The sequence below is a fragment of the Streptomyces sp. NPDC031121 genome (genome assembly GCF_055570615.1).
This window is the reverse complement of record NZ_JBVIGV010000001.1, coordinates 710,087-724,033: the sequence shown is the minus strand read 5'-3', so window position 1 is coordinate 724,033 and position 13,947 is coordinate 710,087. Positions and strand designations below refer to the sequence as shown.

The 13,947-nt window shown below is 73.4% G+C and carries 10 protein-coding genes; 3 read left to right on the top strand and 7 right to left on the bottom strand.

Annotated features, from left to right (window positions below):
- Positions 1 to 59: 59 nt before the first annotated feature.
- The 5 genes from ilvC to ACZ462_RS03285 all read right to left on the bottom strand — a co-directional run bounded on the left by ilvC (position 60) and on the right by ACZ462_RS03285 (position 7,928).
- Positions 60 to 1,061 carry a ketol-acid reductoisomerase gene (ilvC, locus tag ACZ462_RS03305; protein ID WP_125543393.1) on the bottom strand — a complete coding sequence of 334 codons (1,002 nt, stop codon included), beginning with the start codon at positions 1,059 to 1,061 and terminating at the stop codon, positions 60 to 62.
- A gap of 94 nt (positions 1,062 to 1,155) precedes the next feature.
- A complete protein-coding gene (gene ilvN, locus ACZ462_RS03300) occupies positions 1,156 to 1,680 on the bottom strand; it encodes an acetolactate synthase small subunit (protein WP_189809055.1) in 525 nt (174 codons plus the stop codon).
- Positions 1,681 to 1,711: 31 nt separating this feature from the next.
- Positions 1,712 to 3,598, bottom strand: a complete 1,887-nt coding sequence (locus ACZ462_RS03295; protein ID WP_467802754.1) for an acetolactate synthase large subunit — start codon at positions 3,596 to 3,598, stop codon at positions 1,712 to 1,714.
- 204 nt (positions 3,599 to 3,802) lie between these two features.
- Positions 3,803 to 6,643 carry a putative bifunctional diguanylate cyclase/phosphodiesterase gene (locus ACZ462_RS03290; protein ID WP_467802893.1) on the bottom strand — a complete coding sequence of 947 codons (2,841 nt, stop codon included), beginning with the start codon at positions 6,641 to 6,643 and terminating at the stop codon, positions 3,803 to 3,805.
- A gap of 337 nt (positions 6,644 to 6,980) precedes the next feature.
- Complete coding sequence (locus ACZ462_RS03285; protein ID WP_467802752.1) at positions 6,981 to 7,928, bottom strand: 2-hydroxyacid dehydrogenase; 948 nt, start codon at positions 7,926 to 7,928, stop codon at positions 6,981 to 6,983.
- Between the two features lie 72 nt (positions 7,929 to 8,000).
- Between ACZ462_RS03285 and ACZ462_RS03280 the strand changes: the two genes are divergently transcribed.
- From ACZ462_RS03280 to ACZ462_RS03270, 3 genes are all read left to right on the top strand, one after another.
- The gene (locus ACZ462_RS03280) at positions 8,001 to 9,008 is read left to right on the top strand and encodes an aldo/keto reductase (RefSeq protein ID WP_467802751.1); all 1,008 of its coding nucleotides are present in this window, start codon (positions 8,001 to 8,003) and stop codon (positions 9,006 to 9,008) included.
- Between the two features lie 133 nt (positions 9,009 to 9,141).
- Positions 9,142 to 10,377, top strand: coding sequence for a PQQ-dependent sugar dehydrogenase (locus ACZ462_RS03275; protein WP_467802749.1), 1,236 nt, complete (start codon positions 9,142 to 9,144; stop codon positions 10,375 to 10,377).
- A gap of 39 nt (positions 10,378 to 10,416) precedes the next feature.
- Positions 10,417 to 10,596 carry a DUF6191 domain-containing protein gene (locus tag ACZ462_RS03270; RefSeq protein ID WP_467802748.1) on the top strand — a complete coding sequence of 60 codons (180 nt, stop codon included), beginning with the start codon at positions 10,417 to 10,419 and terminating at the stop codon, positions 10,594 to 10,596.
- Here ACZ462_RS03270 and ACZ462_RS03265 read toward each other — a convergent pair.
- Both ACZ462_RS03265 and ACZ462_RS03260 read right to left on the bottom strand, forming a co-directional pair.
- Positions 10,559 to 13,657 (bottom strand): ATP-binding protein, encoded by a 3,099-nt coding sequence (locus ACZ462_RS03265; RefSeq protein ID WP_467802746.1) that lies wholly within the window; start codon positions 13,655 to 13,657, stop codon positions 10,559 to 10,561. The genes ACZ462_RS03270 and ACZ462_RS03265 overlap by 38 nt on opposite strands.
- Entirely contained in the window at positions 13,654 to 13,821 is a 168-nt protein-coding gene (locus tag ACZ462_RS03260) for a hypothetical protein (protein WP_467802744.1), read from the bottom strand. The genes ACZ462_RS03265 and ACZ462_RS03260 overlap by 4 nt, the downstream gene beginning before the upstream one ends.
- Positions 13,822 to 13,947: the final 126 nt, after the last annotated feature.

The window sequence follows — 13,947 nt, the reverse complement described above, 5'->3', positions numbered from 1 at the left end:
GGGGGGGGGGGGGGGGGGGGGGGGGGGGGGGGGTTTCTCCCCCCCCCCCCCGCCGCGGATCAGTTCTCTTCGCTGTCGACCCAGCTCATCAGCTTGCGCAGCTTCTTGCCGGTGGTCTCCAGCAGGTGCTCCTCGTCGGCCTTCTTGTACTCGTTGTACTTGGGCAGGCCGGCCTTGTACTCGGCCATCCAGGTGTTGGCGAACTCGCCGCTCTGGATCTCGGCAAGGACCTTCTTCATCTCGGCCTTGGTGGCGTCGGTGATGATGCGGGGGCCGGTGACGTAGTCGCCCCACTCGGCGGTCTCGGAGACCGACCAGCGCATCTTCTCCAGGCCGCCCTCGTACATGAGGTCCACGATGAGCTTCAGCTCGTGCAGGCACTCGAAGTAGGCGATCTCCGGCTGGTAGCCGGCCTCGGTCAGGGTCTCGAAACCGGCCTTGACCAGGGCGGAGGCACCACCGCAGAGGACGGCCTGCTCACCGAACAGGTCGGTCTCGGTCTCCTCCTTGAAGGTGGTCTTGATGACGCCGGCGCGGGTGCCGCCGATGCCGGCCGCGTAGGAGAGCGCGAGGTCGAAGGCCTTGCCGGTGGCGTCCTGCTCGACGGCGGCGATGCACGGGACGCCGCGGCCCTCCTCGTACTGGCGGCGGACCAGGTGGCCCGGGCCCTTCGGGGCGACGAGCGCGACGTCCACGTTGGACGGGGGCTTGATGAAGCCGTAGCGGACGTTGAAGCCGTGGCCGAAGAAGAGCGCGTCGCCCTCCTTCAGGTGGTCCTTGACGGACTCCTCGTAGATCTCGGCCTGGAGCGGGTCCGGCGCCAGGATCATGATGACGTTCGCCCACTCGGCGGCCTCGGCCACCGGCAGGACCTTCAGCCCCTGCTCCTCGGCCTTGGCCTTGGACTTGGAGCCCTCCTTCAGGCCGACGACGACATCGACGCCGGAGTCACGCAGCGACAGCGCGTGGGCGTGGCCCTGGCTGCCGTAGCCGATGACCGCGACCTTGCGGCCCTGGATGATGGACAGGTCGGCGTCGTTCTCGTAGAACAGCTCGGCCACTGGGATATCTCCTTGGTGCGCTGGTGTTGCTCCCACCGTACGGCGGGGAACGTGGACGAAGTTTCCTGGTCTCGCGATGCGAGAGCCAAAAGGGTCAGGCGCTGCGCTCGAGCGCGCGCAGGCTGCGGTCCGTGATGGACCGTCCGCCGCGCCCGATCGCGATCGTGCCGGACTGGACGAGTTCCTTGATGCCGAACGGCTCCAGCATCTTCAGCATGGCCCCGAGCTTGTCGGCGCCGCCGGTGGCCTCGATGGTGACGGCCTCCGGGGAGACGTCGACGGTCTTGGCCCGGAAGAGCTGCACGATCTCGATGATCTGCGAGCGGGTCTCGTTGTCGGCGCGGACCTTCACCAGGACGAGTTCGCGCTCGATGGCGTTGGACGGCTCCAGCTCGACGATCTTGAGCACGTTGACCAGCTTGTTCAGCTGCTTGGTCACCTGCTCCAGCGGGAGGTCCTCGACGTTCACGACGATCGTGATGCGGGAGATGTCGGGGTGCTCGGTGACGCCGACCGCGAGGGAGTCGATGTTGAACCCGCGGCGGGAGAACAGCGCGGCGATCCGGGCCAGGATGCCGGGGGTGTTCTCGACCAGGACGGAGAGCGTGTGCTTGGACATGTGGGGCGTTCTCTCTCTCGGCTCTTCCGGCTCAGTCGTCTTCGTTGTCGCCGAAGTCGGGACGGACGCCCCGGGCGGCCATGACCTCGTCGTTGGAGGTGCCGGCGGCGACCATCGGCCACACCATGGCGTCCTCGTGGACGATGAAGTCGATCACGACGGTGCGGTCGTTGATGGCGTTGGCCTCGGCGATGACCTTGTCGAGGTCGGCCGGGTCCTCGCAGCGCAGCGCCACGCAGCCCATCGCCTCGGCCAGCTTGACGAAGTCCGGGACGCGGGTGCCCTTGCGGGGCGCGGTCGACTCGCCGAGCTGGGAGCCGACGGTGTCGTGGCCGGTGTCGTCGGCGTGCAGCACGGTGTTGGAGTACCGCTGGTTGTAGAACAGGGTCTGCCACTGGCGGACCATGCCCAGCGCGCCGTTGTTGATGATCGCGACCTTGATCGGGATGTTGTTCAGGGCGCAGGTGACCAGTTCCTGATTGGTCATCTGGAAGCAGCCGTCGCCGTCGATCGCCCAGACCGTGCGGTCCGGGACGCCGACCTTGGCGCCCATCGCGGCGGGGACCGCGTAGCCCATGGTCCCGGCGCCGCCGGAGTTCAGCCAGGTGCGGGGCTCCTCGTACTGGATGAAGTGCGAGGCCCACATCTGGTGCTGGCCGACGCCGGCCGCGAAGACGGTGTGCGGCGGGGCGAGTTCGCCGATGCGCTGGATGACCTGCTGCGGCGAGAGCATGCCGTCGTCGGGGGTGTCGTAGCCGAGCGGGTAGGTCTCGCGCCAGCGGTTGAGGTCCCTCCACCAGGCGGCGTAGTCGCCGGCGTTGCCGTCGTTGTGCTCGGCCTGGATCGCCTGGATCAGGTCGGCGATGACCTCGCGGGCGTCTCCGACGATCGGGACGTCGACCTCGCGGTTCTTGCCGATCTCGGCCGGGTCGATGTCCGCGTGGATGACCTTGGCGTAGGGGGCGAAGCTGTCGAGCTTGCCGGTGACCCGGTCGTCGAAGCGGGTGCCGAGCGCGATCAGCAGGTCGGACTTCTGCAGGGCGGTGACGGCGGTGACCGCGCCGTGCATGCCCGGCATGCCGATGTGCAGCGGGTGGCTGTCGGGGAAGGAGCCCAGCGCCATCAGGGTGGTGGTGACCGGGACGCCGGAGAGTTCGGCGAGGACCTTCAGCTCGGCGGTCGCGCCGGACTTCATGACGCCGCCGCCGACGTACAGGACCGGGCGCTTGGCCTGGCAGATGAGCTTGGCGGCCTCGCGGATCTGCTTGGCGTGCGGCTTGGTGACCGGGCGGTAGCCGGGCAGGTCCTGGCTGGGCGGCCAGGAGAAGGCGGTCCGGGCCTGGAGGGCGTCCTTGGCGATGTCGACGAGGACCGGGCCCGGGCGGCCGGTGGACGCGATGTGGAAGGCCTCGGCGATGGTCTTCGGGATGTCCTCGGCCTTGGTGACCAGGAAGTTGTGCTTGGTGATCGGCATGGTGATGCCGACGATGTCCGCCTCCTGGAAGGCGTCGGTGCCGATCGCCTTGGAGGAGACCTGGCCGGTGATGGCGACGAGCGGGACGGAGTCCATGTGCGCGTCGGCGATCGGGGTGACGAGGTTCGTGGCGCCGGGGCCGGAGGTGGCCATGCAGACGCCGACCTTGCCGGTGGCCTGCGCGTAGCCGGTGGCCGCGTGGCCGGCGCCCTGCTCGTGCCGGACCAGGATGTGGCGGACCTTGGTGCTGTCCATCATCGGGTCGTACGCCGGGAGGATCGCGCCGCCCGGAATGCCGAAGACGGTGTCGCACCCCACCTCTTCGAGAGAGCGGATGAGGGACTGCGCACCCGTGACGTGCTCAACGGCGGCGGGCTGCTGTCCGCCGGAACGGGGCCGCGGCTGCGGATGCTGGGCCCCGGAGGCCTGCTCGGTCATCGGCATTCTCTTCTCGAAGCTGAGGGTTTTACGACGGTTCGAAGGTGTGCCAGTGCAACAAAAAACCCCTCGTGCCGGATGGCAAGCGAGGGGAGCGCGTCGGGTGCACGGAGCGGGGACATGCAGGTCCCGGCTTCAGCCGACGCGCTTTCCAAGTACGAGAATTCGGGTGCGCATGGCACTGACCCTCCCTCCGCCGGGAGGGGGATGTCAAGTAGGTGGGACGGGCGTCTCATTATGTGAGCCTCTCCGGACGGCCATCGCGCCCCCGGACGCACCACCGGCCAGGGCGGGCTCGACCGCCCCGCCCGGTACTGGGAACGTACCGCGCACCAGCGCCCGCCGCAGCCTGTACTCGTCGAGCGGGCCGGAAAACGCCATCCCCTGGCCGTGCGTGCACCCCATGGACCGCAGGGCCAGGACCTGCTCCGGGAGGTCGACCCCCTCGGCGACCGACTGCATGCCCAGATCGTTTGCGATACGCAAGAGGCCTGCGGCGATCTTGCGGAGGCGCGAGGACTCGACGACGCCGGCGACCAGCGCCGGGTCCAGCTTGAGGATGTCCACCGGGAGCCTGCGCAGGGCCCCGATGCCGGCGTAGCCGCTGCCGAAGCCGTCCAGGGCGACCAGGACGCCGAGCCGGCGCAGGGCGGCCAGGCGGCGCTCCAGCTCGTCGAAGGGGACCCGGGGGTCGCTCTCGGCCAGCTCGACCACCAGCGACCCGGGCGGCAGCCCGTGGCGGCGCAGCAGCGCCTCCAGCGAGGCCGGCGGTCCGGCCCGGTCCAGCAGCCGGTCGGCGCCCATCCGCACGGACACCGGTACGCCGTGTCCCGCCGCGTGCCGCTCGGCCGCCTCGCGGACGGCCTGCTCCAGCAGCCAGCGGGCGATCTCCGCGGGCCGGCCCCGCTCGCCGGGGGCCGCGCCGTCCGGCCGGTTCGCGGCGGCGGCCGCCTCCGCGGCCGCGGCGCCCTCGCCCTGCTCGGCGACCCTCAGGAACTCGGCCGGGGTGAAGAGGATCCCCTGCCCCGAGCGCCAGCGGGCCTGCGCCGCGACGGCGCTGACCTCGCCCGTCTCCAGGGAGACCACCGGCTGGTGCAGCAGGGCGAACTCGCCGCCGCGCAGCGCCGTCCGCAGCCGGCCCGCGGCCTCCGCCCGCCGTACGGCGTCGGCCTGCATCTGCGGGGCGTACAGCTCGACGCGGTCCTTGCCGCCCGCCTTGGCCCGGTACATCGCGAGGTCCGCGTTGCGCATCAGGTCGGTCGGGGTGATCCCCGGCTCGGCGAAGGCCACGCCGATGCTCGCGGCCACCCTCACCTCGGTCCCGCCGACCCGGTACGGCTGCGAGAGGGTGGCGCGCAGCCGGTCCGCGATCTCGCGGACCTGGTGCTCGCGGGCGCTCCGGTCGCGGGCCGCGTCGCCTGCGATCAGCGCGGCGAACTCGTCGCCGCCGAGGCGGGCGGCGGTGTCCCCGGAGCGCACCGATTCCTGGAGCCGGCGCGCCGCCTCGACGAGCAGCTCGTCCCCGGCCTGGTGGCCGATGGTGTCGTTGACGGCCTTGAAGCCGTCGAGGTCGATGAAGAGGACCGCGGTGCCGCGGTCGCCCGCGCGCCGCCCCGTGAGGGCCCGGCGGACCCGGCGGGTGAACAGGGCCCGGTTGGGGAGGTCGGTGAGCGGGTCGTGCTCGGCGCTGTGCTGGAGCTGGGCCTGGAGCCGGACCCGTTCGGTGACGTCGCGGCTGTTGAGGATGAGGCCGCCCTGGTGGCGGTTGACGGTGGACTCGACGTTGAGCCATTCGCCGCCGCCGGACCTGAAGCGGCACTCGATGCGGGTGGTGGGCTCCTCGGCCGGCGGGGCGGCGAGGAAGCGGCGCACCTCGTGGACGACGCGGCCCAGGTCGTGCGGGTGGATCAGGGCGGCGAGCTCGGTGCCGACGAGCTCCTCCGCCTCGCGGCCGTACACCCCCGCGGCGGCCGGGCTGACGTAGCGGAGCGTTCCGGCCGGGTCGGCGATCATGATGACGTCGCTGGAGCCCTGGACCAGGGAGCGGAAGTGGTTCTCCTTCTGCGCCAGCTCCTGCGTCAGCGCGACGTTGTCGAGGAGCATGATGCCCTGTCGGATGACGAGGGCGAGGACGACGGTGCAGCCGGTGAAGACGACCACGCGGTCGACCTTCCGCCCGTCGACGACGTTGTAGAGGATCCCCAAGGTGCAGACGGCGGCCGCCAGGTACGGCGACAGCGCGGGCAGCGAGCCGGTGATCGGCCGGCCGGCCTGGCGGTCGGGGCCCCGCCCGGCGGGGCCGGACGGCAGCCGGCGGGCGCCCCAGGGCGCGTACGCGAGGAGGAGCGAGCCGGCGAACCAGCCCGCGTCGAGCAGCTGGCCGGACTGGTAGCCCGCGCTCAGCAGCGGCGAGGTGAAGAGGGCGTCGCTGAGCACGGTGAGGGCGAGCGCCGCGATGGCGGTGTTGACAGCGGACCGGTTGACCTCGGAGCGCCGGAAGTGCAGGACGAGCACCATCGAGACGAGGGCGATGTCGAGCAGGGGGTAGGCGAGCGAGAACGCGGCGCGCGGCACGCTGCCGGCGCCGCCCTCCTGCGCGGTCCGCGCGGCGTTGGCGAGGGCGAGGCTCCAGGAGAGGGTCAGCAGCGAGCCGCCGATAAGCCAGGAGTCCAGCACGAGGCACACCCAGCCGGCGCGCGTGACGGGGCGCTTGGCGAGGACGAGCAGGCCCACGATGGCGGGCGGCGCGAAGCAGAGGAAGGCGAAGTCGGCCAGCGACGGCTTGGGCACGGGCTCGCCCAGGACGACCTCGTACCAGCCCCAGACGGCGTTGCCGCAGGCCGCCATGAGGGAGGAGAACGCGAAGAGCAGCCAGGCGGGGCGCTCGCGGCTGTCGATGGTCCGCGCGTACGCGTAGCAGGAGACGGCCGCGAGCAGGGCGGCGGCGCTGAGGCCGAAGTCGCCCATGATCTCGGCGAGTTCCTGGGAGCCCCAGCCGAGGGCGGCGCCGACCGCGTAGCCGCCGCTGACCACGGCGAGGAGCAGCTGCATCGCGAGGCTCCTGCCGCCCCCGCAGGTGTGCGGCCGGCCGATCACGGCCGCGCCCGGGGCGTTCACCGGTCCCCCTCGCAGGCCGGTTCCGGCGTGCCCCTTCGTCGTTTCCGGCGGCTGTGCCGCAGCGGATCCCTGGTCCATTGGCCGTGCATCGCCCGTCGCCCCCCAAAGTGTCCGATCACCCCAGCGCCAGACGTTCGTGGCGCAGCCCCTTGTTCCGGACGATACACCACTTTCGTCACTCAGCGATATAGAAGCTCTACGCTGAGTTACCATATGGGGAACTGTGGCCACTGAGCGCGTCCGGACGGATGCTGAGCGTGCGCACCGGGCGTCAGCTGGTGATCAGCACCGTGTTCTCCAGCGGCTCCCCCGCCGCGAAGCGGCCGAGCTGGCGCGCCACCAGGCGCTTGGCGCGCGGCTCGAAGGCGGAGCTGCTGCCGCCGACATGCGGCGTGATGAGGACGTTCCGAGCGTGCCACAGCGGATGCCCTGCGGGCAGCGGTTCGGGGTCGGTGACGTCGAGGGCCGCGCTCAGCCGGCCCGACTCCAGCTCGGCGAGGAGGGCCCCGGTGTCGACGACGGGCCCGCGGGCGATGTTCACCAGCAGGGCGCCGTCCGCCATGCGCGCCAGGAAGTCCCTGCCCGCGAGGCCGCGGGTGGCGTCGGTGAGCGGGGTGCAGAGGATGACGACGTCGGCGTCCGGGAGGAGGCGGGGAAGGTCGTCGAGGGCGTGCACGGGCCCGCGCGCGGTGGTGCGCGCCGCGCGCGCGACGCGCGTGATTCGCGCGCACTCGAATGCCGCGAGCCGGTCTTCGACGGCCGCGCCGACGGATCCGTAGCCCACGATGAGCACGGACTTGTCGGCGAGGGCGGAGTAGAAGCCGCCGAGCCACTGCTCGCGGTCCTGGCCGCGGACCATGCCGGGGATGCCGCGCAGCGAGGCGAGGACGAGGGTGAGCGCGAGTTCGGCCGTGCTGGCCTCGTGGACTCCGCGGGCGTTGCACAGCCGGACCCCGGCCGGCAGCCGGTCGAGGCCGCCGAGGACGTGGTCGACGCCGGCGGTGAGGGTCTGCACGACCTCGATGTCCGGCATGCCCGCCAGCGGCCGCAGGGTCACCTCGGGCGACTTCATGTACGGGGTGACGTAGAAGGTGCAGTCGGCCGGATCGGCGGGGAAGTCGTCCTCGCCGTCCCAGCGCCGGTAGCGGAAGCAGTCGGGGAGGCCCTCGACCTCCTCCGGCGGGAACGGAAGCCAGACGTCCGGGGTCTTTGCAGTCATGATCACGAGGCTATGCCAAGGGATCGCGATCAAGCCGTTAGGTTGTTGGCGGACGCGGAGGGGGACGCACGGGTGGAGCGCAGGTCGATCGGGGCGGGGGCGCTGGCGGTGGGCGCCGTCGGACTCGGGTGCATGCCGATGAGCTGGGCGTACGCGCCCTCGCGGCGGCGCGGCGACGAGTCGCTGGCGGCGGTGCACACGGCCCTCGACCTCGGCTGCACCCTGCTCGACACGGCCGACGTGTACGGGCCGTTCACGAACGAGCTGCTGCTGGGCCGGGTTCTGCGCGAGCGCCGGGCGGAGGCGTTCGTGTCCGCCAAGGTGGGGCTGCGCGCGGGCGAGCAGCACGTGGTGGCGTGCGGGCGGCCGGAGTACCTGAGGCGGGCCTGCGACGCCTCGCTGCGCCGGCTCCGCACCGACGTCATCGACCTCTACCAGCTGCACCGCGTGGACCCGGAGGTCCCGGTGGAGGAGACCTGGGGCGCGATGGCCGAGCTGGTGGGCGCGGGAAAGGTGCGCGCGCTGGGCTTCTGCGCGCTCGGCGCGGGCGCCGGGCCGGGGGCGGGCCGCCGCGGCGACCCGGCGTACGGGGCGGTGCTGCGGCATCTGGACCGCGTCCAGCAGGTGTTCCCGGTGAGCGCGGTGCAGGCCGAGCTGTCGGTGTGGTCGCAGGAGGCGCTGCGGCGGCTGCTTCCCTGGTGCGCGGCGCGCGGGGTCGGGTTCCTGGCGGCGATGCCGCTGGGCAGCGGCTTCCTGACGGGGACGCTGACCCCGGGGCAGGGCTTCGAGTGGGAGGACGTGCGGGCGAGGCACCCGCGGTTCACCGCGGAGGCGATGGCGACGAACCAGGTGCTCGTCGCGGGCTTGCGGCGGGTGGCCCGGCGGCACGGTCCGCAGGTCACGGCGGCGCAGGTGGCGCTGGCGTGGGTGCTGGCGCAGGGGCCGCAGGTGGTGCCGGTGCCGGGCGCGGACCGGGCGGACTGGGCGGCGGAGAACGCGGGGGCGGCGGCGCTGCGGCTGACGGCGGCCGACCTGGCGGAGATCGCGTCGCTGCCGGCGGCCGTGGGGTCCTGGGACTGATCGGGAGGAGCCGACACCGAGGACCACTCGATCGGGTGTACGAGGGGCGGAACTTCCGGGGGCACCCGAGTGGTTTGACGGGTGACGGGCACGATCGCGGTGGGCGGTCGCGGGACCGGAGGGGAGCAGGACCATGCGAAGGGTGCGGACGGGGCGGCGGTTCGGCGGGGCGGGTGCGGGCCGGCCCGCGGAGTACGGGGGGTACGGGCGGGCGCGCGGCGTGCTGGCCGCCGTGGCGCTCGCCGGGTGCGGGGCGCTGTTGGCGGGGTGCTCGCCGGAGGGCGGGCCGGGCGGGACCGCAGGCGCGTCGCCGCCGCGCGGGGCGCCCAGCGGATCGGCCCCGGCGTCGGCGCAGGCGCCGTCAGCGGCGCCGGCGAAGGGCTCGGTGGAGGTCACCGGGGAGATGGCGCGGGACCTGGAGTCGCCGTGGGGCGTGGCCCCCCTGCCCGACGGTGACCTGCTGGTCGCCTCCCGCGACAAGGGAACGATCAGCCGGGTCTCGGCCGGGACGGGGAAGGCGGCGGTCGTCGGGAAGGTGCCCGGCGTCGCGCCGGGCGGTGAGGGCGGCCTGCTGGGCCTGGCCCTGTCCCCGTCGTTCGCGTCCGACCGGATGGTGTACGCCTACTTCACGACGGAGTCCGACAACCGCATCGCCCGTATGCGCTATGACGAGAAGCGCGAGCCGGGCCAGCAGCTCGGCGCGCCCGACACGGTCCTGCGGGGCATCCCGAAGGGGGTCGTGCACAACGGCGGCAGGATCGCGTTCGGCCCGGACCGCATGCTCTACGCGGGGACGGGCGAGACGGGCGAGACGGGTCTCGCCCAGGACAGGAAGTCCCTGGGCGGCAAGATCCTGCGGATGACGCCGGACGGGCAGCCGGTACACGGCAATCCCGAGCCCGACTCGGTCGTCTACTCCTACGGGCACCGCAATGTGCAGGGCCTCGCCTGGGACCAGGACAAGCGGCTGTGGGCGGCGGAGTTCGGCCAGAACACGTGGGACGAGCTGAACCTGATCGAGCCCGGGGCGAACTACGGCTGGCCCCGGGCGGAGGGCAAGGCGGGCCTGGCGGGGATGCGCGACCCGGTCGCCGTGTGGCGGACGGACGAGGCCTCCCCCAGCGGCATCGCCGTCGCCCAGGGCTCGGTGTGGATGGCCGCGCTGAAAGGCGAGCGGCTGTGGCGGATCCCGCTGGCCGGTGACAGACCGGCGGCCGCCCCCGAGGCCTTCCTGCAGGGCGCGTACGGCCGGCTGCGGTCGGTGGTCGCCCTCGGCGGGGACAGGCTGCTGCTGGTGACGAGCGAGACGGACCGCCGCGGATCCCCCGAGGCGGGCGACGACAGGATCCTGATCCTGACGGTCCGGTGACCGGTGTGCCCCGGCCGGGGCGGAAGGTGCGGTGGCACGGTGTTCAACCTGATCGAGGAGCTGTTCAACCCGGGGCGCAGGCACACGGACGAGGAGCGCAAGCGGCTGGAGCTGTCCCGGACGGACGTCACGGACGGTGATCCTGGGTGCGGGCCGATAGACCTGGACTCCGGGAAGGTCCTCATACGCCGCGGGGAGCAGACTCCCCGGGCGGAGTGAGGCCCGGCAGCAGCCGCAGCCGGTGGGCGAGGGCCGCTGCCTCGCCCCGGCCGGAGACGCCCAGCTTGGCCAGGATGTTGGAGACGTGGACGCTGGCCGTCTTCGGGGAGATGAAGAGCTCCTCGGCGATCCGCCGGTTGGTGTTCCCCGCCGCGACCAGGCGCAGGACGTCGCGTTCGCGGCTGGTCAGGCCGAAGGCCTCGGCGGGGTCGGTGTCCGCGGCCGGCGGGGCGGGTGCGGGGGTGGGCGACAGCCGGGCGCGCTGGGCCAGCAGCGCCAGTTCCTCGCGGAGCCGGCGGGAGCCGAGCCGTTCCGCGGTGGCGTGGGCCTGGCGCAGCAGCAGGGCGGCGGCCTCCCGGTCGGTGCCGGCCGCGAGGAGGGCTTCGGCGAGCCGGTGGCGGGCGCGGGCCAGCAGGTAGGGGCGGTCCAGCGGGCGCAGGGCCGACTCCACCCCCGTCCAGTCGGCGGCGGTGTCGCGGGCCTCGGCGCGCGCCAGCTCGGCCCGGAAGAACGCGGCATGCGCGGCCCACACGGGGACCGGGGCGGCCAGGTTGCGGGCGGCGCCGCGCAGCACGGCGAGGGCGTCGGCGCGGCCGGCGTCGGCGGCGGGCAGTCCGCGGGCGTCCGCCTCGGCGGAGGCTGCGGCGAGGAGCAGCGGCCAGGCGTAGCGGTGCTGTCCGAGGGGGAAGCCGCGGGCGATCGCGGCGGCGGCCTCGGTGCGGACACCGGCGATGCGGCCCTCGCCTGCGGCGACGCCGACGGCGAGGCGGCTCAGCGGGATCCGGTGCTGGGGCTGGTTGTCGTGGGTGCCGAAGTGGGCGTGGGCGTCGGCGAGCCGGGCGGCGGCCTCGGCGAGTTCGCCGCGGGCGAGGGCGAGGTGGGCGAGGCGGGCCGCCGCCGAGCCGCGGGGGGCCGCGCTCTGTCCGGTCAGCAGGGCCCGGTGGGCGGCCTCGGCGGCCTCTTCCCAGCGGCCGAGGCTGTAGAGGCTCTCGGCCATGTTGCCGCGGACCCAGGCCTCGGTGTCCATCATGCGGGCGGCCCGTACGAGTTCGACGCCCCGCTCGGCCAGTTCCACGGCCTCGCGGGAGCGTCCCAGTGATTCGAGTTGGGAGGTGAGGTTGATGTGGGCGCGACCGGCGATCGGTATCAGGTGCAGTTCGGTGGCCCGTTCCCGGACCGCGTGCATCTCGGCGAGTCCGCGTTCGGGGTCGCCGGAGTCGGTGAGCAGGCAGCCGACGGTGATGCGGGCGCTGAGTTCGATGTCCTCGGCGCCGACCATCCGGGCGTATTCGACGGCGCGTTCGGCGGCGGCGATGTTGCCGGGGCCGGGGTCGTGGAGCATGCCCCAGCCGGCGGCCCGGACGAGGACTTCGGCGTGCACCTGGGAGGGCGGCAGGCCCTGGACGAGCTGCCGGGCCTTGGCGATCTCGTCCCAGCCGTCGCCGCGGCCGGTGCCGGCGACGAGGCGGGAGCGCTCGGTCCAGAACCATGCGGCCCGCAGCGGGTCCCCGTCCTCCTCCAGCAGGCGCAGGGCCGTCTTGGAGATCTTCAGGGCGCGTTCGCGGTCGCCGCCGTAGCGTGCGGCGACGGTTGCCTCGGCCAGCAGGTCGAGCCGCTGGAGGGGGGTTGTGGCGGGGTCGCATCCGCAGGGCGGGTAGATGTCGGTGTAGTCGGCGGGGCGCAGTGACTCGCGGACCTCCGCGGGTGCGGCGTCCCACAGGTCGACGGCCCGTTCCAGCAGCCGCAGCTGCTCGGAGTAGGCGTGCCGGCGGCGGGCGGCGACGGATGCCGCGAGCACCGCGGGAAGGGCCTTGGCGGGGTCGTTCGCGTAGTACCAGTGGCTGGCGAGGCGGATGACGCGTTCGTCGGCACGGGCGAGGGTGTCGTCGGCCTCCATGGCCTCGGCGTAGCGGCGGTTGACGCGGGCGCGCTCGCCGGGCAGGAGGTCGTCGCTGACGGCCTCGCGGACGAGGGAGTGGCGGAAGCGGTAGCCGTCCCCGTCGGAGGTCGCGGCGAGGATGTTCGCTCCGACCGCGGCGCGGAGGGCTTCGATGAGTTCGTCCTCGGTGAGCCCGGCGACGGCGCGCAGCAGCGGGTACTCGACGGTGGAGCCGCCCTCGGCGACGATCCGCAGGACGCGCTGGGCGGCTTCGGGGAGGACCTCGACCCGGACGAGGAGGAGGTCGCGCAGGGACTCGGTGAGCCCGGTGCGGCAGCCGTTCGCCCGGGAGGCGACGAGTTCCTCGACGAAGAAGGCGTTGCCGTCGGAGCGGTCGAAGACCGAGTCGACGAAGGCCTCTTCGGGCTGTGCCGCGAGGATCCCGGCGAGCTGGCGGCGTACTTCGGCCCGGTTGAAGCGGGGCAGCTCGATGCGCTGGACGGTGCGCATCCGGTCGAGTTCGGCGAGGAGGGGGCGCAGCGGGTGGCGGCGGTGGACGTCGTCGGCGCGGTAGGTCGCGACGAGGACGAGCCGGCCGCCGGCGAGGGTGCGGAAGAGGTAGGCGAGGAGGTGGCGGGTGGAGGTGTCGGCCCAGTGCAGGTCCTCCAGGACCAGGACGAGGGTGCGTTCGGCGGCGAGGCGCTCCAGCATCCGGGCGGTCAGCTCGAAGAGGCGGGCGGTGCTCTCCTCGTCGTGCGGGCCGCGGGGCGTCTCTCCGAGTTCGGGGAGGATGCGGGCGAGTTCGCCCTCCTGGCCGGCGGCCGCGGCGGCCAGCTCCCCGGGGAGGGCGCGGTGCAGGCTGCGCAGGGCCGTGGAGAAGGGGGCGAAGGGGAGTCCCTCCGCCCCTATCTCGACGCAGCCGCCGACGGCGACGACGGCGCCCCTGCGGGCCGCCTCGTCGAGGAACTCCTCGGTGAGGCGGGTCTTGCCGACGCCCGCCTCCCCGCCGATCAGCAGGGCCTGGGGCTCGCCGCCGGCGGCCCGCGCCAATGCTCCGGTGAGCACGGCGAGTTCGTCGGCCCGGCCGACGAACACCGGGCTGCTGGATCTTGTCTCCACGCCGCCGAGCATCGCACAGGCCTCCGGGCCGGCGGCACCCCGCCCGGTGGCGTCCGGCGTCATGCGGCGCGTGCGAAGCGGCCCCGCTGTTTCCCCACCCCGCTTTCGGGTTCCCGGCGGCGAGAGGAGGTGCGGCGGGCGGCCTCGGCCTCGCGGGCCCGGCGGTAGTCGTCGGCCTCGCGGATCAGGTCGGCGCGGCGGAGGGCGGCCATCTCGTACTCGAACATGCGGTGCTCCCTGGTTGCGGTCTGCGGTCACCTCGGTCGGTGTGGTCCGAGTGTCGCGTTCCGGGGGGCGGGGGCACATCGGGCGCATGCCGCATTCGCGGGGGCGGGGCCGCCTTAGATCCGGCC